Consider the following 22,871-nt stretch of genomic DNA (forward strand, 5'->3'; position numbering starts at 1 on the left):
CGGAATCAACCCGAACAGGTGAGAATTCGGACGGCCGTTCAGGCCCGCCTGCGCGCCGCCTCGTACAGCACGATCCCCGCCGCCACACCGGCGTTCAGCGACTCGGCGCCGCCCGGCATCGGGATGCGGACGCGGAAGTCACAGGTCTCGCCGACCAGACGGGACAGGCCCTTGCCCTCGCTGCCGACCACGATGACGACCGGGCCGTCCAGGGCCGCCAGCTCGCCGAGCTCGACCTCGCCGTCCGCCGCCAGGCCGACGACCGCGACGCCCGCCTTCTTGTACTGCTCCAGGGTGCGGGTCAGGTTGGTGGCCCGGGCGACCGGGGTACGGGCCGCCGTACCGGCGGAGGTCTTCCAGGCGCCGGCGGTCATGCCGGCCGAGCGGCGCTCGGGCACGACGACGCCGTGGCCGCCGAAGGCGGAGACGGAGCGGACGACCGCGCCCAGGTTGCGCGGGTCGGTGACCCCGTCGAGCGCGACGACCAGCGGGTCCTCGCCCCCGTCGGCCGCCGCGTCGAGCAGGTCCTCGGGGTGCGCGTACTCGTACGGCGGGACCTGGAGGACGAGGCCCTGGTGGTTGAGGCCGTTCGTCATGCGGTCCAGCTCGGGGCGCGGGGCCTCCATCAGGTTGATGCCACCGCGTTCGGCGGCGAGCTGGAGGGCCTCGCGGACGCGCTCGTCGTTGTCGATGAACTGCTGGACGTAGAGGGTGGTGGCGGGCACGCCCTCGCGCAGCGCCTCGACGACCGGGTTACGGCCGACGACCATCTCGGACGCCGACTTGCCGCCGCGGCCCCGGGCCACGGGACGGCGCGCGGCCTGCTTCGCCTTGGCGGTGGCGATGCGGTTCTTCTTGTGCCCCTTGCGCATCTCGGCGGGCGGGGTCGGGCCCTTGCCCTCCAGGCCCCGGCGCCGCTGGCCGCCACTGCCGACCTGCGCGCCCTTCTTGCCGGACATGCGGCGGTTGTTCGCGGCCATGAGTCACTCGTCTCCGTGAGCTTCGTACGTACGTCTTCTGTGTCTGCGTCGTCCGCGTCTGTGCGTCCGCGCCCTATGCAGTGTGCCGCCCGGAAGGCCGGGCGGCACAATCGATCTTCCGGTCCTGGCTAGGCCTTGAGGGTCCAGCGGGGGCCCTGGGGGCTGTCCTCGACGGTGAGGCCGGACTGGGTGAGCTGGTCGCGGATGGCGTCGGCGGTCGCCCAGTCCTTGCGGGCGCGGGCGGCCTCGCGCTGGTCCAGGACCAGGCGGACGAGGCTGTCGACCACGCCGTGCAGGTCCTCGCTCCGGTCGGACTCGCCCGCCCAGTGCTCGTCGAGCGGGTCGAGGCCGAGGACGCCGAGCATGGCCCGCACCTCGGCGAGCCGGGCCACGGCCGCTTCCTTGTCGTCGGCGGCCAGCGCGCTGTTGCCCTGCCGGACCGTGGTGTGCACGATCGCCAGGGCCTGCGGGACGCCCAGGTCGTCGTCCATCGCCTCGGCGAAGGCCGGCGGGACCTCGGCGGCCGGCTCGACGGTCTTGCCGGCCAGCTCGGTGACCCGCTGCACGAAGCCCTCGATCCGCGCGAACGCCGACTCGGCCTCGCGCAGCGACTCCTCGCTGTACTCGATCATCGAGCGGTAGTGCGGGGTGCCCAGGTAGTAGCGCAGCACGACGGGCCGCCACTGCCTGACCATCTCGGACACCAGCACGCTGTTGCCCAGCGACTTGGACATCTTGTCGCCGGCCAGGGTGACCCAGGCGTTGTGCACCCAGTACCGGGCGAACTCGTCGCCGTACGCCTTGGCCTGGGCGATCTCGTTCTCGTGGTGCGGGAAGATCAGGTCCAGGCCGCCGCCGTGGATGTCGAACGCGGAGCCCAGGTACTTGTGGGCCATCGCCGAGCACTCCAGGTGCCAGCCCGGACGGCCCGCACCCCACGGGGTCGGCCAGGTCGGCTCGCCCGGCTTGGCCGCCTTCCACATGGCGAAGTCGCGCGGGTCGCGCTTGCCGGTCTCGCCCTCGCCGGACGGCTGGAGCAGGTTGTCGAGCTCCTGGCGCGACAGGGCCAGGTACTGCGGGAAGGAGCGCACGTCGAAGTAGACGTTGCCGTCCGCCGCGTAGGCGTGCCCGCGCTCGATGAGGCGCTGCATCATCTCGACCATCTCGGTGATGTGGCCGGTGGCGCGCGGCTCGTAGGTCGGCGGGAGGCAGCCGAGGGCGGTGTAGCCCTCGTCGAAGGCGCGCTCGTTCTCGTAGCCGATCGACCACCACGGGCGGCCCTGCTCACGGGACTTCGCGATGATCTTGTCGTCGATGTCCGTGACGTTGCGGACGAACGTCACGTCATAGCCGCGGTACGTGAACCAGCGGCGCATGATGTCGAAGTTGAGCCCCGACCGGATGTGCCCGATGTGGGGGGCCGCCTGCACGGTGGCGCCACACAGGTAGATCGAGACACAACCCGGCTCGAGCGGGGTGAAGTCACGGATCTGCCGGGCGCTGGTGTCGTACAGGCGAATGGTCACCACTCCAGGGTAGTGGGCACGGCATGGTGCCCGGTGCCGGACGGCTCAGAACATCCCCACGACCTTCTCCGGGGTGATCCTGACGATCACGCGGTCGGCGTCGTTGACGGAGTCGGGGTTGAACTCCGCGTATTTCTTGCCGGTGTACTTCAGTGACAGTTCGTCGATCAGCTCCCTGGCGCCCTGCACGGCGAACTCCGCGGTGCCGCGGATCTCGGCGTAGACGTACGGCATCTCGGGATCCTGGACGACGACGCTGACCCGGGGGTCGCGGTCGAGGTTCTTCTTCTTGCGGCGGTCGACGGTCGTGGAGAACAGGACCTGGTCGCCGTCCCGCTTCACCCACACCGGGGACAGCTGAGGCCGGCCGTCGGGCTGGATCGTGCCGACCACGATGAAGACGGGACCGTCGAGCAGGGACTTGAGCCGGTCGGGCAGGGTGGCGGGCATGGGTGCCTCCTAGGGTCGGCGGTGACTCTCCGGGTACCCTCGCACGCTCTCCGCCCACCCGCACCACGACCGACGGCCGCCGCCGGCCTCAGCCCGTACGGACCACCAGTGCCGTCGCGATCGCCATCAGCCCCTCGTCGCGGCCGGGGAAGCCGAGGCCGTCCGTCGTCGCGCCGGAGACGGAGACGGGGGCGCCGGCCGCCTCGGAGAGAACCCGCTGGGCCTCGGTGCGCCGCTTGCCGATCTTCGGACGGGGGCCGATCACCTGGACGGCGATGTTGCCGATGGTGAAGCCCCCCGCGCGGACGATCCGGGCCGCCTCGGCGAGGAGGGTCACCCCGGGGGCACCGGACCACTCGGGGCGCCCGGTGCCGAAGTGCTGCCCCAGGTCACCGAGCCCGGCGGCGGAGAAGAGGGCGTTGCAGGCGGCGTGGGCGACGACGTCCGCGTCCGAGTGCCCGGCCAGGCCCGGCCCCTCGCCCTCCCACTTCAGGCCCGCGCACCACAGCTCGCGGCCCTCCTCGAAGGCGTGGATGTCGGTGCCGATGCCGACCTGGGGCAAGGGCAGCACGAAGCCGGCCTCAGAAGCCATCGTTCAGCCTCCTGCGGGCCAGGACCGCCTCGGCGAGGACCAGGTCGAGGGGGCGGGTGACCTTGAAGGCCTCCTCGTGACCGGGGACGGTCACGACCCGCAGCCCGAGCTGCTCGACCATGCTCGCGTCGTCCGTCACGTCGTCGGTGACGGTCTCGTGCGCCCGGACCAGGGTCGTACGGTCGAAGCCCTGCGGCGTCTGGACGGCGCGCAGGCGGGCGCGCTCCGGGGTGGCGACGACCGGCTCGGGGGCGCCGGCCTCGGCGGCGGGCTCGACCTCCTTGACGGTGTCGGCCAGCGGCAGCGCGGGGACGACGGCGGGTGCGCCCGCGACGACGGCCTCGATGACCGCGTCGACGGTGTCGACCGGGACGAGCGGGCGGGCCGCGTCGTGCACGAGGACGACGCCGTACTCGGGAGGCAGGGCGTCCAGGCCCCGCTTGACCGATTCCTGGCGGGTGTCACCGCCGGGGACCACCAGGAAGTCGGTCCTCTCGGGCAGCGCGTGCGCGTCGAGCAGGGACTTGACCTCTTCGGTGCCGTCGGACGGGGCGACGACGATCACGAGGGAGACACGGCGGGACGCGGCGAGCGCGCGGACCGCGTGGATGAGCATGGGCGTGCCGTTCAGCGCGCGCAGCGCCTTGGGGGCGCCCGGACCGAGGCGTACGCCCCGGCCGGCGGCGGGAATCACGGCTGCGACGGGGGTCTGCGCAGGTGAGGGGCGCGATTCGTCAGACATCGGTTCCTGTCAGGTTTGTGTGCTCGACCTAGGTGGGTATGGCCTGGAGGAGTGCCGGGCGCGCTGCCTTGACCGGACCCTTCCGTGACCCTGGTCGAGGCCGACTGCCCGGGCCCGGCACATCAAATTATCGGGGGTCTTTCCGGTCAGAAAGTCGCCCGACCGACGCGCGGATACGAAGCGGGTACGAACATGCCGCAGCGCCCGGCGACGGGATCCGACAGAGTCAGTGTCGAATCCGTGTCATCGGGCACCGCGGCATTTCACTGTGCGCATTTCATTGTGCAGAGTGTGCTGCGCGAACCGGCAGCGAGAGATCGCCGCCGTGGCGCATCAGGAGGCGAGCACCTCGTCGAGCAGAGCCTCGGCCTTGTCCTCGTTCGTGTTCTCCGCGAGGGCCAGCTCACTCACCAGGATCTGGCGGGCCTTGGCGAGCATGCGCTTCTCACCGGCGGACAGTCCGCGCTCGCGCTCGCGACGCCACAGGTCACGCACGACTTCCGCGACCTTGATGACATCGCCGGAGGCGAGCTTCTCCAGGTTTGCCTTGTAGCGACGGGACCAGTTCGTGGGCTCCTCGGCGTACGGCGCGCGCAGCACCTCGAAGACCCGGTCCAGCCCGTCCTGACCGACCACATCACGCACGCCCACGAACTCAGCATTGTCCGCTGGCACACGTACCGTCAGGTCACCCTGGGCGACCTTCAGCACCAAGTAGGTCTTGTCCACGCCTTTGATCTGGCGAGTTTCGATGGCCTCGATCAGCGCGGCCCCGTGATGGGGATAGACCACGGTGTCGCCAACCTTGAACGTCATGTGACAGGTACCCCTTCCGTGGCTATCCAGGGTAACACGGATACGGCGTCTTCTGAATGGCGTTTTCGCAGGTCAGGGCATATCTCGGGGCTTGACAACAGCAACAGGAACGTGCTTCGAGAGGCCTGCGCAAGCGGGTATTCGCAGGTCGGAGGGGCTCTTCGGGCGGGGTGAAACACGTGCGTCACACACTCCGAGCACCCTCTCCGGGTGGCTTAACATCCCGATTTGTCCTGTTCCAAGCGTACGACTTCCGCTACTCCGTTCGGTGCGTACAGGCGGATCCGGAGGGCGATCCGGAGGCGGCCGCGACGAGAATCCGGAATTGATCAACGACCGCCCGAGGGGTGCTCGGTGATCAATTCCGGGACGGTCGCCGAGCGGTCATCGAGAGGGCTTCAAGACCGCCGCCGAGAGGGCCCGCATTCCTTCACGGAAATTTTGCGCGCGGTTATGTGAATGGCGGACGAGCACTCGGCAAAGTCGCGGAAGAGGAGCTTGTGCCCGCAGCGACGAGGCCGCGGGCGGTACCCCCAGCCGGAGGCAAGCGGGACGCTTGGGGAGGGTCGGGTGCGGCGGCGCCGGAACGGCTCGGTAACCTAAGGCCGCTGACAGACACTTAGGGTGGCTTTATAAGAGGAGCCGCCCGCGCGTTCAAGGAGTTGCCGCCGCCGTGAGCAGCAGCCTTCGACGCGGCGCCCTCGCCGCCTCCGCCATCGTCTTCTCGATCGCCTCGCTCGCCGCATGCGGCGCCGGCAACGGCTCGCAGACCCTGGAGGTCAAGCCGGACAACGCTGCCACCAAGGTCGGCAACATCAAGGTCCAGAACGCGCTGATCATCACTCAGCCCGACCTTCAGTCGACCGGACCGGCCGTCATCTCCGCGACCCTCTTCAACCAGGGCGCCTCGGACGAGACCCTCCAGTCGGTCGCCATCCCGGGCACCAGCGGCACGGTCAAGCTGACCGCCGCCAAGGGCCAGAGCCTCACCGTCCCGGCGCACGGCTCCCTGATCATCGGTGGTCAGGGCAACGCCTCCGCGGAGGTGCCGGGCGGCCGTACGGCGGTCCAGGACGGCAACGTCCAGAAGGTCACCTTCACCTTCAGCACGACCGGTGCCGTGAGCCTCAGCGCCTTCGTGGTCCCGGCCACCAGCTACTTCGACAAGTGGGGCCCGAGCACGATCCCGTCCCCCCCGGCGACCCCCACGGGCGCCCCGGGCGCCCCGGGCGCCTCGGCCTCCACCAGCGGCAAGCCGGAGAAGGGCAAGGGCAAGGGCGGCAAGGCGACCCCGTCGTCCTCCGCGAGCACCCACGCCACCCCGAGCGACTCGGCGTCCCAGTCGGCCGCCGGCCACTGAGCACCGCGCCACGCACGAAGGGCGGCACCCCTGCGGGGGTGCCGCCCTTCGTCGTGCACGGGGAAGGCCGGGGAGGACCGTACGACCGATGGGGCCGTACCGGCGGTTTACGGCTCGAACTTGTAGCCCAGGCCGCGGACCGTCACCAGGTAGCGCGGGGCGCCCGGGTCCGGCTCGATCTTGGCGCGCAGGCGCTTGACGTGGACGTCCAGCGTCTTGGTGTCGCCGACATAGTCGGCGCCCCAGACGCGGTCGATCAGCTGCATGCGGGTCAGGACGCGGCCGGCGTTGCGGAGCAGCATCTCCAGGAGGTCGAACTCCTTGAGCGGAAGGTCGACCTTGGAGCCGGCCACCGTCACCACGTGGCGGTCGACGTCCATGCGGACCGGGCCCGCCTCCAGCGCGGCCGGGGTGACCTCCTCCGGCTCGCCACGGCGGCGGAGCACCGCACGGATGCGGGCGACCAGCTCGCGGGACGAGAAGGGCTTGGTGACGTAGTCGTCGGCTCCTATTTCGAGGCCCACGACCTTGTCGATCTCGCTGTCCTTGGCGGTCACCATGATCACCGGGACGTTGGAGCGGCCGCGCAGCTGACGGCACACCTCCGTACCGGGCAGGCCCGGCAGCATCAGGTCGAGGAGGACGAGGTCGGCGCCGTTGCGCTCGAACTCGTCGAGTCCGTCGGGCCCGGTGGCCGCCACTGCGACCTCGAAGCCCTCCTTGCGGAGCATGTACGACAGGGCGTCGGAGAAGGACTCCTCGTCCTCGACGACGAGCACTCGGGTCACGGAAGGACCTCCGGGGCGGGAAGCGGTTCGTACGGGGATGATTCGGTGGAGCCGCCGGCCTCGTCATCGAGGTCGGGGTCCGGGTGCTGACCGGCACGATCACGGGCCACGCCCGCCTCCGGCAGTCTCAGGGTGAACGTGGAGCCCTGGCCTTCGGCGCTCCAGACCGTGACCTCCCCGCCGTGCGAGGCGGCCACGTGCTTCACGATCGCGAGCCCCAGACCGGTGCCTCCGGTCGCCCGGGAGCGGGCGGGGTCGACGCGGTAGAAGCGCTCGAAGATGCGGTCCTTGTCCTTGTCGGAGATGCCGATGCCCTGGTCCGTGACGGCGAGTTCGATCATGTCGCCACCGGGTGCGGAGACCCGGCGGGCGGCTATGCCGACGCGGGTGCGGGCCGGGGAGTAGTTCACGGCGTTCTCGACGAGGTTGCCGAGGGCGGCGGCCAGCTGGCCGCGGTTGCCCCAGACGTGCAGGTCGGCGGTGCCGCCCGCGGCCATCGTGATCTGTTTCGTACCGGCCTGGTGGCGGCAGCGGTCGACGGCCTCGGCGACGAGTTCGTCCACGCGGACGGGCTCGGCGTCCTCCAGCGGATCGTCGTTCTGCACGCGGGACAGGTCGATGAGCTCCTGGACCAGGTTGGTCAGCCGGGTCGCCTCGATCTGCATGCGGCCCGCGAAGCGCTGCACGGCCTCGGGGTCGTCGGAGGCGTCCATGACCGCCTCCGAGAGGAGGGACAGCGCGCCGACGGGCGTCTTCAGCTCATGGCTGACGTTCGCCACGAAGTCACGCCGGACCGCCTCGATCCGGCGGGCCTCGGTCAGGTCCTCGACCAGCAGCAGGACCAGACGGGAGCCGAGCGGGGCCACGCGCGCGGAGACGGCGAGGGCCTCGCCGCGTCCGGTGCCGCGCCGGGGCAGGTCCAGCTCGACCTGGCGTATCTCGCCGTCACGTCTCGTGTCCCTCGCCATCTGGAGCATGGGCTCCACGGCGAGCTTGCCGCCGCGCACCAGCCCGAGGGCGTACGCGGCGGAGCTGGCCTTGACGACGGCGTCGGCCTCGTCGAGGACGACGGCCGAGGAGCGGAGCACGGACAGCACGGTGTCCACGCCGGGCGGGAGTACGGGATCGGTGTGCAAGGAAGTCCTGGTCGGTCGCTTCTGGTCGCGTTCGCTCCAGCGGAACGCCAGCATGGCGATGACGCCGGTGAGCACCCCGGCGATCGCTGCCGCTGCGGCGACCGCCGCGTTCACGTCCATGCATCCAGGTTAAGCAGGGCGTACGACATACCCACAGCCGTCAAAGGGCGACCTCGAACACTCGTCGCCCAGAGTTCACCTTGGAGCCAGTGCTGGTTCACTTGAGATGGCGGAAACGGACGCGTGCGGACCGGAACGTGGGAGCGTGGGACCAAGCACACCTATGAGAGGGAACCCTGATGCGGGACGCGTACCACGAGGAACTTGACTCGATCGGCGATGGTCTGGTGGAGATGGCCCGGCTGGTCGGATCGGCCATCGGGCGCGCCACGACCGCCATTCTGGACGCCGACCTGAAGCTCGCCGAGAGCGTCATCGAGGCGGACCAGAAGGTCGACGAGCTCCAGCACGACCTGGAGGCCCGGGCGATAGCCCTGCTGGCGCGGCAGCAGCCGGTGGCGACCGACCTGCGCATCGTCGTCACGTCGCTCCGCATGTCCGCCGACCTGGAGCGCTCCGGCGACCTCGCCCAGCACGTGGCGAAGCTGACCCGGCTGCGCTTCCCCGAGCGCGCGGTCCCGAACGACCTGCACGCCACGATCCTGGAGATGGGCCAGCTCGCGCAGCGCCTGATGGCGAAGGCGGCCGAGGTGATCATCACGAAGGACGTCGACCTCGCGCTCCAGCTGGAGCAGGACGACGACGAGATGGACCTGCTGCACCGCACGCTCTTCCAGCACCTGATCGACGAGCGCTGGAAGCACGGCATCGAGACCGCGGTGGACGTCACCCTGCTGGGCCGCTACTACGAGCGCTACGCCGACCACGCCGTGGCCGTCGCCAAGCGCGTGGTCTACCTGGTCACGGGCGAGCACGCGGACGAGCTCCAGCCGGACATCCAGCCGGTGACGGGCGTCGAGGGCGCCTGACCGGGGCCCTCCGGGGCTTGTGGGGGTGACCTGCGGGAGCGTGCGAGCGCCACTGTGCGCCGTTGATGCGCCCTGGGAAGCGGGCATGAAATGGGCGAGGGCATCCCTGCCCCAGCGTCCAGGAGGGACCCATGGCCGAATCCCCCAGCACCACGCCAGACCCCACGCAGGAGCGCGAGACCGACCAGCCCGCCGAGACCAGGAGCCTTCCGCTGTTCGGTGCGTGCGGCTGCGGCTCGGGCTGCGGCTGCGGCTGCCAGTCGGGCAACCCCTGCCAGTGCGGCTGACGGACCACCCGGAATAGGGCACGAACACCACAGGGCCGGTGTGAATCGAATTCACACCGGCCCTGTGCTGTAAGGGGTCGCCCTACTCCTCGCCCTACTTCTTGTTGCTCCGGGTGTTGTCGGGGATCTTGGGGAGCTGGGATTTTAATGGTCAGGGGCGCTGGACTCGTGCACCTGGTGGTCGTCGTTGGTCGTCATTGGCCACTGTCGAGCGGCCTCGGACGGCCCAGAGACGGCCCAGCTCAGCCGCACTCGACCGGCGGCCGGCACCCTTCGACGCGCGCGGTCTGAACCTCAGCCGACGACAGTCAGCCACGACGGCGAGCACGCCGACCGACCAGCCACGCGTGTGCCTCGCTGCACCCCCGCCGGCCTCAGCCACGTTGCCAACGCGGTCGACCAGAGCAAGCCACGACGGCCAGCCCGTGACTACGGTGCCTGAGCCCTCAGCTTGGGAAGCTGCGAGTATTCGGGGCCGGTCTTGGCACTGACCTGGGCGAACGGTTGTGATGCTGCCTCGTCGGGCTCGGTCGCTTTCACCGTGGTTCCCCGCTGTTCCCCGCTCGTTCTGGTGCGCTTGTGGTGCGGGAACTCTGGGACGTCACGACCACGAGTAGAGCGTGCCCGTTCCGTAAGGCGTGCCACTGTCCGGATGCTCTTCGGGCAGTGGGGCCCGTACAAACTGAGCGCGGTACCCGTTGCACGCGCCGATCGCCTCGAAGTTCTGGCGAGCCTGCCGCAGGCTGAGGTCGTGGTTGGGGCCGCCGCGTACCTCATCGGCGTCGTGCTCGTCTTGACCGTCGTCCTCCCAGTAGCAGACATCGCAGATCTCGAAGGCTCCGCGCTCGGACAGTGTGATGAACCCGCAGCAGGGGCAGCGGTACGGCCCGTTCTCGGCGCTCCCACGCACAATCATGAAGGTCACGTCTGCATCCTGGCCCGCAGCTACCGCGCGCGCCCGTGGTTTCAGAGCGTTGGCGTGCACGCTTTCCAAGTCTGTTGGTGGCCGAATGAGCCTTGTGCCAGAGGGTTCACCTGCGTTCATGCCCGGCCAGGCGTTCAGCGCGAGCCGACGGCCGGACCCTCCTGAACGGCGGCGTCCGTCGATGAATGAGACGGAGACTGAGACGGACAAGCCCGGGCCTTCGGGCGCCGGTGCCTGAAGCGCACCACCAGGGCTGCTCACCACCGGCAGATTTACAGATCGCCGGCCTGCCCGCCTACCACCAGCGGAAACGCCGTCGCAGAACATCGCTGCCCCTGGTCTGCCCCGAGCGCCGTGGCGCCCCGCCACTCGTATCCAAGCGCTTCACTGTCGTCGGCGGGGTACAAACGGGCAGGCGAACGTAGCGGGCTGGATTCACAGGCGCATGATGACCAGGGCGGTGTCGTCGGTGGCGTCGCCTGATGGAAGCAGGTCGTTGAGCACGGCGTCGGCGAGGGCTTCGGGGTCCTCTGCCTGGTGGCCGGCCAGAGAGTCGGCGAGACGGGCGAGGCCGGTGTCGATGTCTTCGCCGCGTCGTTCGATCAGGCCGTCGGTGTAGAGCGCGAGAACGGCGCCCTCGCGGAAGGTCGTGACAGCCTGGATCCGGGGGGCGTGCTGAGGGCAGGCGGCCAGGGGCGGGTCGGTGGCCTGGTTCAGGAACGCGACGGTCTCGTCCCTCTGCAGGAGCGCGGGTGGGGGGTGGCCGGCGCTGCTGTAGGTGATGGTGTGGGTCTCCCAGTCGATGAATGCCGTGGCCACGGTGGTGTTCTCGGCGCCGTCGACGGTGCGGGCGTACAACCCGAGGACTTCCAGGGCGCGGGCGGGACCTTCGGCGACGAGGGAGGCGGCGCTGAGGGCGCTGCGCAGTTGTCCCATGACGCCGGCCGCGGCCAGGCCGTGGCCGACGACGTCGCCGACAGCGACGGAGATGCGGTCACCGGGCAGATCGACCAGGTCGTACCAGTCGCCGGCCACATTCAGTGCTTCGGCGGCAGGCCGGTAGCGTACGGCCGCCTGATGTCGGCCGACCGGGCGCAAAGCGGGCAGCATGGATTCCTGCAAGGCCAGCGCCACTTCACGGGCGCGGATGAGTTCGGTGACGTCCTCCGCCCGGTGCAGCAACAGCGCCACCCGCCCATCCGGTCCGAACACGGGAATGTTGGTCATGTTGAAGTACCGCTCGTGCCACACTCCGGGCTGATCGGGGTCCTCCCTGTCGTAGCGTTGCAACGCTACGATGCTGCGCTCACCGGTGTCGGCCGCCTGGCGCAGTGACGCCAGAACTCTGAGCAGGAGAGGCTCGGCGGGGGCTCTTTCGGGGTGGTCCTCAGGCACGAAGTGACCGATCACTTGTTCGCGTGGAAGGCCCCGCAGGCGCAAGAACTCCGCGTTGGCGTCCGCGTAGATCAGTTGCGGGGTCACTAGCGCCACCGCCCCGGGAAGGACCTGGAACACCGCCGCGTAGTCGATCGCCGGTACCTTCATGACTTCCCTGCCTTGCCCGCAGCTCTGTCTCTTTTCACGATACGAGCGGGGAGTCGCAGCTCGCCTCATGATGTTGTGGGCCCGAGGGCGGCTACACACGAGCGGTGATCGATTGGCGTGCCCGGAGACCTCGCCGGGGCATACGCCGCGGTCTGAGCGTCGAACCGCATTCGGCACGGCTGCAAGGGTCAGGCGCCTACCTCCTTCACCCACCACTCACCCCAGCTCCCATCCCGTCCGCCGTCGACCCACACACCGTCTTCGACACGGCCCCGTCCGGCCCGTCCCGCACCTGACGGCCCAGAGAGGGCCCCAGCACAGCATCAAGGCCCCTACCAGCGACGAGTACGCAGGTAGGGGCCTTGATCGTTCCGCGTTACTTCTTCTTGCCCTGGTTCTTGACCGCCTCGATCGCCGCTGCGGCCGCCTCGGGGTCGAGGTAGGTGCCGCCCGGGGTGATCGGCTTGAAGTTCTCGTCCAGCTCGTAGGCCAGCGGGATGCCCGTCGGGATGTTCAGGCCCGCGATGTCGGCGTCGGAGATGCCGTCCAGGTGCTTGACCAGGGCGCGCAGCGAGTTGCCGTGGGCCGCGACCAGGACCGTGCGGCCGGCCAGGAGGTCGGGGACGATGCCGTCGTACCAGTAGGGAAGCATCCGGACGACGACGTCCTTCAGGCACTCCGTGTCCGGGCGCAGCTCCGGCGGGATGGAGGCGTAGCGGGCGTCGTGCGCCTGCGAGAACTCGGAGTCGTCCGCGAGCGGCGGGGGCGGGGTGTCGTACGAGCGGCGCCAGAGCATGAACTGCTCCTCGCCGAACTCGGCCAGCGTGGCCGCCTTGTCCTTGCCCTGGAGGGCGCCGTAGTGGCGCTCGTTCAGGCGCCAGCTGCGGTGGACCGGGATCCAGTGGCGGTCGGCGGCTTCGAGGGCGAGCTGCGCCGTGCGGATCGCGCGCTTCTGGAGAGACGTGTGGACCACGTCGGGGAGAAGACCGGCGTCCGTCAGGAGCTCGCCGCCGCGGACTGCCTCCTTCTCGCCCTTCTCGTTGAGGTTGACGTCCACCCAGCCGGTGAACAGGTTCTTCGCGTTCCACTCGCTCTCGCCGTGGCGGAGGAGGATCAGCTTGTACGGTGCGTCGGCCATGGGAAAGAGCGTAATCCACCCGTTCGGGGCGCCGCCCCGCCCGGCCGGTGGGTGGACGGTTGACGGAGTCTGTTAATCGAGTGGCAACCGACGGACCGGCTCTGTAACTTGTGCCTACCGCTTGCGCCGCTTACATCGCCTCTCACGTCCGGGGCGTCGTCCATCCACGGGGGTCCGCTGTCATGCCCGCAACCAGTCTCAGACGTGCCGCCCGGGAGACCGTCTCCGGGCTCCCCCGTGAGTTCTGGTGGCTGTGGACCAGCACCCTGGTCAACCGGCTCGGCGCCTTCGTGGCCACCTTCATGGCCCTGTACCTGACGCTCGACCGCGGCTACTCCGCCTCGTACGCCGGTCTCGTCGCCTCGCTGCACGGGCTCGGCGGAGTCGTCTCCTCGCTGGGCGGTGGCGTCATGGCCGACCGGCTGGGGCGGCGGCCGACGCTGCTCATCGCCCAGACGGCCACCGCCGCCTCCGTCGCGCTGCTCGGTTTCATGACCGACCCGGTCGCCATCGCGGCCGTCGCCTTCCTCGTCGGCATGGCCTCCAACGCCTCCCGGCCGGCCGTGCAGGCGATGATGGCCGACCTCGTCCGGCCCGAGGACCGGGTACGGGCGTTCTCCCTCAACTACTGGGCCATCAACCTCGGGTTCGCCGTCTCCTCCACGGCCGCCGGGTTCATCGCCGAGTTCAGCTATCTCGCCGGGTTCCTGATCGAGGCCGGGATGACCCTGGCCTGCGCGCTCGTCGTCTTCCTGAAGGTGCCCGAGTCCCGGCCGGAGGCCGCGGACAGCGAGGACGCGGAGGAGGCCGTCAGCCTCGGGACCGTGCTGCGCGACGGGCGGTACATGGCCGTCGTCGGGCTGTCCTTCCTCGTCGCGCTGATCTTCCAGCAGGGGGCCGTGGGACTGCCGGTGGCCATGGGCCGGGCCGGGTTCTCGCCCGCCGACTACGGCCTCGCCGTCGCCGTCAACGGCGTCCTGATCGTCGCCCTCCAGATCCCGGTCACCCGGTTCATCGAGCACCGCGACCCACGCACGCTGCTGGTGCTCTCCTCGCTCCTCGCCGGGTACGGCTTCGGGCTCACCGCCTTCGCCGGATCGGTCGGCGTCTTCATGGTCACCGTGTGCGTGTGGACCCTCGCCGAGATCGTCAACGCGCCCACCCAGACCGGCCTCGTCGTCCGGCTCTCGCCGGTCCACGGGCGTGGCCGCTACCAGGGCGTCTACACCCTGTCGTGGTCCGTCGCCGCGCTGGTCGCCCCGCTGATGTCCGGCGCGGTCATCGACCGCTGGGGCGCGCAGTGGCTGTGGGCGACGTGCGCCGTGGTGGGAACGGTCGCGGGCCTGGGGTACGGGGTGCTCATGCGGAGACTGCCGAAGGAGACCCCGACAGCACCTGCACCGCCGCCCGCGGACCCGGGACGCGAGGACACAAGCACCGAGCGCACGGGCGCCGAAGACACGGCGACCGAGGTCCGCGCCGCGTGAGCGGTCCGGGCGGGTGACCCGGGCGGCCCGGGTGGTCTGGGCGGGCCGGGCGGTCCGGGGAAACGGCCGGGCCCGTCACGGCCGAGGGCCCGGGAGGGCACGGGGACCGAGGGCACGGCGGCTGGGGCCCGACACCTGAGGCCCGGCGACCTGAGGCGCGGCGGTCGGGGCGCGGAGGGCGAGGACGTCAGGGCCGAAGGCACAACGACCGCGAGCACGACGGCCGGAAGCGCGGCAGCCGAGGCTCACGCCGCCTGAGCGGCCCGGACCGGTGGCCCGGGCGAGTGGTTCGAGCGGGCCGGGGAAACGGCCGCCGAGGCTCGCGCCGCCTGAGCCGTACGGGTACGGCGCCGCGTCGAGCCCCCTGGCTGCGCGGTGATGCGCGGGCAGGGGGCTCGGTGTGGCGATCTGGGTGATCTGGGTGATCAGAGGGAGATGTTGACGCCGACGTGGCCGTACTGGCCGAGGACGCCCTGCACCTCGCTCGTGACGCCGTTGAGCTGGGACAGCACCTCGGTGCTGGTGACGGTCGTGGCGCCGAGGGAGGCACTCGCCTCGGGGCTCAGGCCGCCGGCGACGGAGTCGAGGTCGGCGTCGGAGATCTCGACGGTCTGAACCTGGTGAGCGGAGTTCATGGGGAAACTGCCCTTCGCATGGATGGTCCACAGGGGGGAGCGGCGCCGCTGGGGACAGACGGTGAGCCGCGGCCGCGGGCGTGCGCCGGCCTTTTCAGAGCACCTCGGCACGGTCCCGACGGTGCCAGCGATACAACCACGGAGCGCGCCGGAGCAGCCAGTCAATCACCGCCCCCACCTGGCCAATTGGCCGCTCTCGTCGTCTCATTCGTGCGGGCGTGCTCACGCGACGCGGGCGGTTTCTCCACACCTCCCGTCACACAGGCACCGCACAGCTCTTGCCACCGCCGCGCCAACCACGACAACTCCGCACGAAGGGGAACCGAGACAGGCCGCCCGCCCGGCAGTTGCGTGCGCGCTGTGCAGATTCGGCGCCGGACCGCGGGAGCGGTGATGGGCGTCACATTCGCTCGTGTCACATCTCGGCGAGCCCGCCCGTCAGAGGTGTGCAGTCATCGACGACCACACGGGAGCAGATCATGGAAGCGCGTCTGAACCTCTTCGGCAACACGCTCGCCACCAAGGCGGTCAAGCACCTCAACGCGGTGGGCACGGTGGTCGCGGAGTCCGGGCTGCCCGCCGCCACGCAGGAGTTGGTGAAGATCCGGGCCAGCCAGATCAACGGCTGCGGATTCTGCACCGACATGCACACCAAGGACGCGACCGCCGCCGGTGAGAGCGCACAGCGGCTGCACCTGGTCGCCGCCTGGCGGGAGGCCAAGGTGTTCACCGAGGCCGAGCGGGCCGCCCTGGAGCTGGTGGAGGAGGGCACCCGGATCGCCGACGCGGCCGGTGGCGTCCCGGACGAGGTGTGGGAGAACGCCGCCAAGCACTACGACGAGAACCAGCTCTTCGGCCTGATGACGCTGATCGCCCTCATCAACGCCTACAACCGGCTGAACGTCATCGTCCGGATGCCCGCCGGCGACTACCAGCCGGGCCAGTTCAAGTAGTCACCCGAGAGTGCCGGAGGGTGCGCCCCGCCCGCGCGGGGCGCACCTCGCGGAGGACCGCACGGACGCGCCTCGCGGAGGACCGCACGGACGCACCTCGCGGAGGACCGCACGGACGCGCCTCACGGATGCATCCGCGCCCCCTTCAGCACCTTGTCCACCCCGCTCCGCGGGCCGTGCACCGCCAGCCCCACCAGGTCCAGTTCCGCCGTCGGCACGGCACGCACCGCCGCCCGGTTGTCGCGGTCGTTGCCCGTCGTGAACAGGTCCGCGGTGAAGACGGCCCTGGGCAGGGCGCGGCTCAGCGCCCTGGTGTGGGCCGCCTTCAACGTCTCCTTCGTGCCCGCGAAGACCAGCACCGGCTGGCGGAACATGGGCAGGTACCCGACCCCGTCCGCGTCCTCGTACGGCTCGCCGATCACCTCGGGAACCTGACTGCCGAGACCGCTGACCAGGAACGCGGTGACGTTGAGGCGCTGCCAGGGCTCCAGGTCCTCGCGCAGCAGCACGGCGATCTTCGTGTCGAAGCGTACGGGCCCGGGACTGATCGATTCGGTGTTCATGCAGTGAGACTGCCGGTCGGCCGGACCGCGGGTCTTGTACGTTCTTAACGTGGCCGACCGGCAGGAAGTCTCCGCCTGGCGCCCGCGCATCCCGGGTGTCGTGGAGGTCTTCCACGCCCACTTCACCGAGTACGCCTATCCGATGCACGTCCACGACGCCTGGACGCTGCTCATCGTGGACGCCGGGGCCGTACGGTACGACCTCGACCGGCATGAACACGGCACCCCGCTCGACACCGTCTCGCTGCTGCCGCCGCACGTGGCGCACAACGGCTCGCCCGCCACCCCGGACGGCTTCCGCAAGCGGGTCGTCTACCTCGACAGCAGCCTGCTGGGCGAGGACCTGATCGGGGCCGCCGTCGACACGCCCGATCTGCGGGATCCGCTGCTGCGGCAGCGCGTCGGGCGACTGCACTCCGCCCTCGCCCGGCCCGGTGACGAACTGGAGGCGGAGAGCCGGCTGACGCTCGTCGGGGAGCGGCTGCGGGACCATCTGCGGCGGCGCACGGACATGCCCTTGTGCCGTCCGGATCCGGTACTCGCCCGCCGGCTGCGGGAGTTGCTCGACGCCCGGGTCGTCGACGGGGTCCGGCTGGAGGAGGCCGCACGGTCGCTGCACGCCCATCCCGCCCATCTGGTGCGGGCGTTCAGCGGGGCGTACGGCATCGCCCCGCACCAGTACCTCATGTCGCGGCGGGTCGGGCGGGCCCGGCGGCTGCTGCTGGACGGGCTCGCGCCGGGCGAGGTGGCGGCCGTCACCGGATTCTTCGACCAGGCCCATCTCACCCGGCACTTCAAGAAGCTGGTCGGGGTCACCCCCGGCCGCTACCGGCTCAGCGCGCGCTGAGCGTCAGTCCGCAGGGCGTTCGATCAGATGCCTGAACGCGTCCAGGTTCCGCGTCGACTCGCCCCGGGACACCCGCCAGGCGTACTCCTTGCGGATCGAGGAGGCGAAGCCCAGCTCCAGGAGGGTGTTGAAGGCGCCGTCGGCCGCTTCCAGGACCTGGCCGAGGAGGCGGTCGATCTCGTCGGGGGTGACCGAGGCGAGGGGCAGGCGGGCGGTGACGTAGACGTCGCCGAGGCGGTCGACGGCGTAACTCACGCCGTACAGCTTGAGGTTGCGCTCCAGGAGCCAGCGGTGGACGCCCGCCTCGTTCTCGTCGGGGTGGCGGACGACGAAGGCGTTGAGGGAGAGCGAGTGGCGGCCGACGAGGAAGGAGACCGTGGTCGAGAGCTTGCGGGTGCCGGGGAGCTTGACCACGTAGTTCCCGGGCTCGGGGCTCTCCCACTCCAGCTCGGCGTCCTCCAGGACGCCCTCCAGGACCTGCGCGGTCTTGTCCACATCACCCATGGGGCGAGCGTACGCGACGGCGGTGGGACTGGGTCGCGGCCGTGTAGACCTCGGCGGTGGCGGTGGCCGCCGTGTCCCAGCCGAAGGACTGCGCGTGCCGGGCGGCGGCCCGGCCCATGGTGGCGGTGAGCGCGGGCTCGTCGGCGAACCGGCGCAGCACGCGCGCGTAGTCGGCCGGGTCGTGGCCCTGGACCAGGAAGCCGGTCGCGCCGTCGCGCACGGCCACCGGCAGCCCGCCGACCGAGGCGGCCAGCACCGGCGTACCGGCCGCCTGCGCCTCGATCGCGACCAGCCCGAAGGACTCGCTGTACGACGGCATGACCAGCAGCGACGCGGCCCGGAACCAGTCCGCGAGCTGCTCCTGGCCGACCGGCGGGCGGAACCGTACGACGTCCGCGATGCCGAGCCGCGCCGCGAGCTTCTGCAGCCCCTCCGGCTTGGCGAGCCCGCTGCCGCTCGGGCCGCCGACGATCGGCACGAGCATGCGCGAGCGCAGCTCCGGGCGCTCGTCCAGCAGGACGGCGACGGCGCGCAGCAGCACGTCGGGGGCCTTCAGGGGCTGTATGCGGCCCGCGAAGAGCGGGATCAGGGCGTCCTGCGGCAGGCCCAGGCGCAGCCGGGCGGCGGCGCGGCCGTCGGCCGGGCGGAAGCGGTCGAGGTTCACGCCGGGGTGGACGACGGCGACCTTGGCGGGATCGGCGTCGTAGTGCCGGACCAGCTCGTCGGCCTCCTCCGCCGTGTTGGCGACGAGGCGGTCGGCGGCGGCCACGATCTGGGTCTCGCCGATGACGCGGGCGGCGGGCTCGGGGGTGTCGCCGGCGGCCAGGCTGGCGTTCTTGACCTTGGCCATCGTGTGCATGGCGTGCACCAGGGGCACGCCCCAGCGCTGGGCGGCGAGCCAGCCGACGTGGCCGGAGAGCCAGTAGTGGGAGTGGACGAGGTCGTAGTAGCCGGGGCGGTGGCCGGCCCAGGCCTGCATCACGCCGTGCGTGAAGGCGCACAGCTGGGCGGGCAGGTCCTCCTTGTTGAGCCCCTCGTAGGGGCCCGCGTCCACGTGCCGGACGAGGACGCCGGGGGCCAGCTGGACGGTGGGTTCGAGGCCGCCGGAGGTGGCGCGGGTGAAGATCTCGACCTCGATGCCCTGCGCGGCGAGGCGCTGGGCCAGCTCCACGATGTAGACGTTCATGCCGCCGGCGTCGCCGGTGCCGGGCTGGTGGAGCGGGGACGTGTGCACGGAGAGCATGGCGACCCGGCGCGGCCTGCGGTGCAGCCGGAGCCGGGGGGCGGTCGCCGGAGAGCGGCGCCCGAGCCTGCTGACGTACTGGCTCACCTGGCGTTCCTCCTGGGCTGCGGGCATGCCTGCCGGAGGGCCTGCCGCGCCCTCCAAGGGGGTGCAACAGCGGGCGGGGGCGCTGTCATTTCCCGATCGGACCGCTTTACCCAATCATGACCTTCCCGCGGTCAACCATAGGGGTGGGTGCCTGCCATCCGTCGCGCGGGTGCCGGTCGGCGGTCCGGGTGGGTGCCAGACCCGCACGCGACACCTCTTTACTCGTGGCGGAAACCTCTTAGAACAAGGCTTGACCTGCTGCGATACAACCTTTGACAGCGTCTGCGCGGGGCATGTACACGCTTCCTCGTGCTCCGTTCCCGTCACCTCACCAGGGCGGCGCGTGCCATCGGCACGTCGGCCGCCGCGGCCGCCCTCTCCGTCGCCGCCGCCCAGTCCGCGCTCGCCTGCGACATCGCCGACTTCACCGCCGCCCCGGCCTGCGACAGCGCGGGCAAGCCCGTCGTCCGGGTCACCGACAAGGACGCCTCCGGCACCCCCGCCACGCTCACCCTGAAGATAGAGCTGAGCATGCCGGGCGGGGAGCGGGACGTCGACACCGGCACCATCGGGCACCCGACCGCGCAGGGCGCGAGCGTCGACCTGCATCCCCTGGACTGGCACGCCGGGCAGACCTTCGTGGTCCACGTGAAGGCGGGCGACAGCGTCGACGAGGACCTCAAGCCCCCGGTGGTCGTCCCGGACGACTTCACCTGCACGCCCGCCGGCGGCTCCGCCCCCTCGGCCTCCCCGACACCGTCCGCCCCCGCGTCCTCGGCGGCGCCGTCCGCGCGCCCCTCCTCGGCGGCCTCCGCCGTCCCGGCCCCGGCCCCCAGCGGCAGCCCGGCCGCCTCGCCGGTGGCGAGCGGCGCCCCGTCGCCCGCGGGCGGGGGGACCCGCCTCGCCGAGACCGGTGCGTCCAGCGGCACCCCGCTGATCGCCGGTGCGGCGGCCGCACTGGTCGTGGTGGGCGGCGGCATCGTCCTCGTCCTGCGCCGCAAGGCCGCACAGCGCTCCCGCTGACCCCCGACCCCACGCGCCCGGCCGACGGAGTTCGGCCGGGCGCCCGCTTACCCTCGTAGGCATGACAGCCCGCGCAGCCTCCCGCCCTGTCGGAACGGTGACGCGCGGGACGACCAACCCGAACCGGCTGCGCCGCATGGACCGGTGGATCGCCGCCACGCACGGCGCCGAGCTGTGCCGCGCCGCGGACCCGCTCGCGATCGACCTCGGCTACGGCGCCGCGCCCTGGACCGCCGTCGAACTGCTCGGCCGGCTGCGGACCGTCGCGCCCCGCGCGCGCGTGGTCGGCGTCGAGATCGAACCGGAGCGGGTGGCGGCGGCCAGGCCGTACGAACGCGACGGGCTGGTCTTCCGGCACGGCGGCTTCGAGATCCCCGTCGCCGGACGCCCGCTGCTCGTCCGGGCCGCCAATGTGCTGCGCCAGTACGACGAGGACCAGGTCGCGGCCGTCTGGGAGCGGCTGTGCGCGCGGCTCGCCCCGGCGGGCGCCGGCTCGCGCGGCGGGCTGCTGGTCGAGGGGACGTGCGACGAGATCGGGCGGCGCCACGTGTGGGTGGCGCTCGGCCCGGAGGGGCCGAGGACCGTGACCTTCGCGACGCGGCTGGGCTCGCTGGAGCGGCCGTCCGACCTCGCCGAGCGGCTGCCGAAGGCGCTCATCCACCGCAACGTCCCCGGCGAGCCGGTGCACGCCTTCCTGCGCGACTTCGACCGCGCCTGGGCCGCCGCCGCGCCCTACGCCTCCTACGGCGCCCGCCAGCGCTGGCTGCGCGCGGTACGGGACCTGACGGCGGACTGGCCGGTGACGGACTCCCCGGCCCGCTGGCGGCAGGGCGAAGTGACGGTCATGTGGGGGGCGTTGGCGCCGCGCGGCTGACCCCGGTGTCCGGTGGGACCGCCGGGCGTGGAGGGGAGGGGAGGGGAACGATCTCCGTGCGTCGTTCGTCACATCGGCGGGGGATCGTCGTACGGCGGCGGGTGCGGGGGGATTGCTTCCTGTGTCGTTTCCGTGGGTCTGTCATTGCCTCTGTCGTTTTGCGCCATGACGTGACACGATCCCCGGGCACCGTAAGTTACTGACGGTAAATCAGGTTGGGGGACGTGTGATGGGCTGGGGCAAGCGCGGCATGCTGATGGCCGCCGTGACCGTGGTCTGCGCGGTGACCGCGCTGTCGGCACCCGGCACGGCCTTCGCCGCTCCGGCACCCACGCCGAGCGCGACCCCCTCCCCCGCGTCGTCCCCGACTCCCGTGCCCGGCAAGGACCTTGAGAAGGTCCGCGAGCAGCTGGACAAGCTCTACCACGACGCGGCCGTCGCGACCGACGCCTACAACGCCGCCGAGGAACGGACGAAGAAGCAGTCCGCCGAGATCGTCGCGCTGGCCAAGAAGATCGCCACGGGGCAGCAGCGGCTGGAGAGGCTCAAGGACCAGGCGGGCGCGGCGGCCAGGGAGCAGTACCGCACCGGCGGTCTGCCGCCCACCGCGCAGTTCCTGCTCAGCGACGACCCGGGCCAGTTCCTGGACGGCGCCGGGCTGGTGCTCCAGGGCCAGCAGGCGACGAAGAAGCTGATCGGCGAACTGACCGGCACGCAGGACGACTTGCAGGCCTACGCCGTCGACGCCGCCGACCGGTGGCAGAAGCTGGACGCCGACCGCAAGACCAAGGCCGACGCCAAGAAGAAGATCGAGCAGCAGATCTCCGCCGCGAAGAAGCTCGAATCCGAGCTGGCGAAGAAGGACCAGGAGCGGCTGGACCAGCTGGAGAACCAGGCCGCGCTGAAGGCCCAGACCGCCTGGCTGGACACCGGCATCCTCAAGGAGATCAACGCCAAGGCCTCCGAGCAGGGCAGGAAGGCCGTCGCGTTCGCCACCGCCCAGCTCGGCAAGCCGTACGTGTGGGGTGCCGAGGGCCCCGGCTCCTTCGACTGCTCGGGCCTGACCTCCCAGGCCTGGGCGGCGGCCGGCCGGCCCATCCCGCGCACCTCGCAGGAGCAGTGGCAGCAGCTCAAGCACGTCGACATCAAGGACATGCGGCCCGGCGACCTCATCGTCTACTTCACGGACGCCAGCCACGTCGCCATCTACATCGGCGACGGCGCCATCATCCAGGCCCCCCGCCCGGGCCGGAACGTCACGATCGCGGGCGCCGGCTCGATGGCGATCCTGGGCGTCGTACGGCCCGACGCGTAGGCCTCACGGCCGGGACACACCCCGCACCCCACCCGCACATCACCCCCCGCACCACCCTGCGCGTGA

At 71.1% G+C, this 22,871-nt stretch carries 24 protein-coding genes; 9 read left to right on the forward strand and 15 right to left on the reverse strand.

Annotated features, from left to right (window positions below):
* Window positions 1-38: 38 nt before the first annotated feature.
* From rlmB to ACZ4MF_RS09630, 6 genes are all read right to left on the reverse strand, one after another.
* Window positions 39-980 carry a 23S rRNA (guanosine(2251)-2'-O)-methyltransferase RlmB gene (gene rlmB / locus ACZ4MF_RS09605; RefSeq protein WP_467491378.1) on the reverse strand — a complete coding sequence of 314 codons (942 nt, stop codon included), beginning with the start codon at window positions 978-980 and terminating at the stop codon, window positions 39-41.
* Between the two features lie 128 nt (window positions 981-1,108).
* Complete coding sequence (gene cysS, locus ACZ4MF_RS09610; protein ID WP_467491380.1) at window positions 1,109-2,506, reverse strand: cysteine--tRNA ligase; 1,398 nt, start codon at window positions 2,504-2,506, stop codon at window positions 1,109-1,111.
* 45 nt (window positions 2,507-2,551) lie between these two features.
* Window positions 2,552-2,956, reverse strand: a complete 405-nt coding sequence (locus tag ACZ4MF_RS09615) for a PPOX class F420-dependent oxidoreductase (RefSeq protein WP_467491382.1) — start codon at window positions 2,954-2,956, stop codon at window positions 2,552-2,554.
* Window positions 2,957-3,044: 88 nt separating this feature from the next.
* Window positions 3,045-3,548 (reverse strand): 2-C-methyl-D-erythritol 2,4-cyclodiphosphate synthase, encoded by a 504-nt coding sequence (ispF, locus tag ACZ4MF_RS09620; RefSeq protein ID WP_467491384.1) that lies wholly within the window; start codon window positions 3,546-3,548, stop codon window positions 3,045-3,047.
* Window positions 3,538-4,290 (reverse strand): 2-C-methyl-D-erythritol 4-phosphate cytidylyltransferase, encoded by a 753-nt coding sequence (ispD, locus tag ACZ4MF_RS09625; RefSeq protein WP_467491386.1) that lies wholly within the window; start codon window positions 4,288-4,290, stop codon window positions 3,538-3,540. Before ispD ends, ispF begins: the two co-directional genes overlap by 11 nt.
* A gap of 333 nt (window positions 4,291-4,623) precedes the next feature.
* Window positions 4,624-5,106 (reverse strand): CarD family transcriptional regulator, encoded by a 483-nt coding sequence (locus tag ACZ4MF_RS09630; protein WP_003953493.1) that lies wholly within the window; start codon window positions 5,104-5,106, stop codon window positions 4,624-4,626.
* Between the two features lie 673 nt (window positions 5,107-5,779).
* Between ACZ4MF_RS09630 and ACZ4MF_RS09635 the strand changes: the two genes are divergently transcribed.
* On the forward strand, window positions 5,780-6,466 hold the full coding sequence (locus ACZ4MF_RS09635) for a DUF461 domain-containing protein (RefSeq protein ID WP_467491388.1): 687 nt from the start codon (window positions 5,780-5,782) through the stop codon (window positions 6,464-6,466).
* A 107-nt stretch (window positions 6,467-6,573) separates the two neighbouring features.
* Here ACZ4MF_RS09635 and phoP read toward each other — a convergent pair whose 3' ends face one another.
* Entirely contained in the window at window positions 6,574-7,245 is a 672-nt protein-coding gene (gene phoP, locus ACZ4MF_RS09640) for a two-component system response regulator PhoP (protein ID WP_466437636.1), read from the reverse strand.
* 5 nt (window positions 7,246-7,250) lie between these two features.
* Complete coding sequence (gene phoR, locus ACZ4MF_RS09645) at window positions 7,251-8,510, reverse strand: two-component system sensor histidine kinase PhoR (protein ID WP_356020360.1); 1,260 nt, start codon at window positions 8,508-8,510, stop codon at window positions 7,251-7,253.
* A gap of 179 nt (window positions 8,511-8,689) precedes the next feature.
* Between phoR and phoU the strand changes: the two genes are divergently transcribed.
* A complete protein-coding gene (gene phoU / locus ACZ4MF_RS09650) occupies window positions 8,690-9,379 on the forward strand; it encodes a phosphate signaling complex protein PhoU (RefSeq protein ID WP_356020362.1) in 690 nt (229 codons plus the stop codon).
* A 131-nt stretch (window positions 9,380-9,510) separates the two neighbouring features.
* Entirely contained in the window at window positions 9,511-9,666 is a 156-nt protein-coding gene (locus ACZ4MF_RS09655) for a hypothetical protein (RefSeq protein WP_177239864.1), read from the forward strand.
* A gap of 601 nt (window positions 9,667-10,267) precedes the next feature.
* Here ACZ4MF_RS09655 and ACZ4MF_RS09660 read toward each other — a convergent pair.
* The 3 genes from ACZ4MF_RS09660 to ACZ4MF_RS09670 form a co-directional block, all read right to left on the reverse strand.
* Complete coding sequence (locus ACZ4MF_RS09660; protein ID WP_467491391.1) at window positions 10,268-10,651, reverse strand: CPCC family cysteine-rich protein; 384 nt, start codon at window positions 10,649-10,651, stop codon at window positions 10,268-10,270.
* A gap of 375 nt (window positions 10,652-11,026) precedes the next feature.
* The gene (locus ACZ4MF_RS09665; protein ID WP_467491576.1) at window positions 11,027-12,136 is read right to left on the reverse strand and encodes a PP2C family protein-serine/threonine phosphatase; all 1,110 of its coding nucleotides are present in this window, start codon (window positions 12,134-12,136) and stop codon (window positions 11,027-11,029) included.
* A 376-nt stretch (window positions 12,137-12,512) separates the two neighbouring features.
* On the reverse strand, window positions 12,513-13,274 hold the full coding sequence (locus tag ACZ4MF_RS09670; protein WP_467491393.1) for a phosphoglyceromutase: 762 nt from the start codon (window positions 13,272-13,274) through the stop codon (window positions 12,513-12,515).
* A gap of 182 nt (window positions 13,275-13,456) precedes the next feature.
* Between ACZ4MF_RS09670 and ACZ4MF_RS09675 the strand changes: the two genes are divergently transcribed.
* Window positions 13,457-14,761, forward strand: a complete 1,305-nt coding sequence (locus tag ACZ4MF_RS09675) for an MDR family MFS transporter (RefSeq protein ID WP_467491395.1) — start codon at window positions 13,457-13,459, stop codon at window positions 14,759-14,761.
* Between the two features lie 425 nt (window positions 14,762-15,186).
* On the opposite strand, the gene ACZ4MF_RS09680 is transcribed toward ACZ4MF_RS09675, so the two are convergent.
* Entirely contained in the window at window positions 15,187-15,396 is a 210-nt protein-coding gene (locus tag ACZ4MF_RS09680; protein WP_467491397.1) for a hypothetical protein, read from the reverse strand.
* A 479-nt stretch (window positions 15,397-15,875) separates the two neighbouring features.
* On the opposite strand from ACZ4MF_RS09680, the gene ACZ4MF_RS09685 reads away from it, so the two are divergent.
* Window positions 15,876-16,349 carry a carboxymuconolactone decarboxylase family protein gene (locus ACZ4MF_RS09685; protein ID WP_467491399.1) on the forward strand — a complete coding sequence of 158 codons (474 nt, stop codon included), beginning with the start codon at window positions 15,876-15,878 and terminating at the stop codon, window positions 16,347-16,349.
* 122 nt (window positions 16,350-16,471) lie between these two features.
* Here the strand turns inward: ACZ4MF_RS09685 and ACZ4MF_RS09690 are convergent, their stop codons facing one another.
* On the reverse strand, window positions 16,472-16,912 hold the full coding sequence (locus tag ACZ4MF_RS09690; protein WP_467491401.1) for a DUF2000 family protein: 441 nt from the start codon (window positions 16,910-16,912) through the stop codon (window positions 16,472-16,474).
* Between the two features lie 49 nt (window positions 16,913-16,961).
* Here ACZ4MF_RS09690 and ACZ4MF_RS09695 point away from each other — a divergent pair, with 49 nt between their 5' ends.
* On the forward strand, window positions 16,962-17,759 hold the full coding sequence (locus ACZ4MF_RS09695) for an AraC family transcriptional regulator (protein ID WP_467491404.1): 798 nt from the start codon (window positions 16,962-16,964) through the stop codon (window positions 17,757-17,759).
* 3 nt (window positions 17,760-17,762) lie between these two features.
* On the opposite strand, the gene ACZ4MF_RS09700 is transcribed toward ACZ4MF_RS09695, so the two are convergent.
* Window positions 17,763-18,263 carry a type III secretion system chaperone family protein gene (locus ACZ4MF_RS09700; RefSeq protein WP_467491406.1) on the reverse strand — a complete coding sequence of 167 codons (501 nt, stop codon included), beginning with the start codon at window positions 18,261-18,263 and terminating at the stop codon, window positions 17,763-17,765.
* Window positions 18,256-19,593, reverse strand: coding sequence for a D-inositol-3-phosphate glycosyltransferase (gene mshA, locus ACZ4MF_RS09705; protein WP_467491408.1), 1,338 nt, complete (start codon window positions 19,591-19,593; stop codon window positions 18,256-18,258). The genes ACZ4MF_RS09700 and mshA overlap by 8 nt, the downstream gene beginning before the upstream one ends.
* Before the next feature lie 309 nt (window positions 19,594-19,902).
* Between mshA and ACZ4MF_RS09710 the strand changes: the two genes are divergently transcribed.
* From ACZ4MF_RS09710 to ACZ4MF_RS09720, 3 genes are all read left to right on the forward strand, one after another.
* On the forward strand, window positions 19,903-20,616 hold the full coding sequence (locus ACZ4MF_RS09710; protein ID WP_467491410.1) for an LAETG motif-containing sortase-dependent surface protein: 714 nt from the start codon (window positions 19,903-19,905) through the stop codon (window positions 20,614-20,616).
* A 61-nt stretch (window positions 20,617-20,677) separates the two neighbouring features.
* Window positions 20,678-21,490, forward strand: coding sequence for a class I SAM-dependent methyltransferase (locus ACZ4MF_RS09715; protein WP_467491412.1), 813 nt, complete (start codon window positions 20,678-20,680; stop codon window positions 21,488-21,490).
* A 229-nt stretch (window positions 21,491-21,719) separates the two neighbouring features.
* Complete coding sequence (locus ACZ4MF_RS09720) at window positions 21,720-22,805, forward strand: C40 family peptidase (protein WP_467491414.1); 1,086 nt, start codon at window positions 21,720-21,722, stop codon at window positions 22,803-22,805.
* The last annotated feature ends 66 nt before the right edge of the window (window positions 22,806-22,871 follow it).

This window comes from Streptomyces sp. NPDC025793, assembly GCF_055558375.1.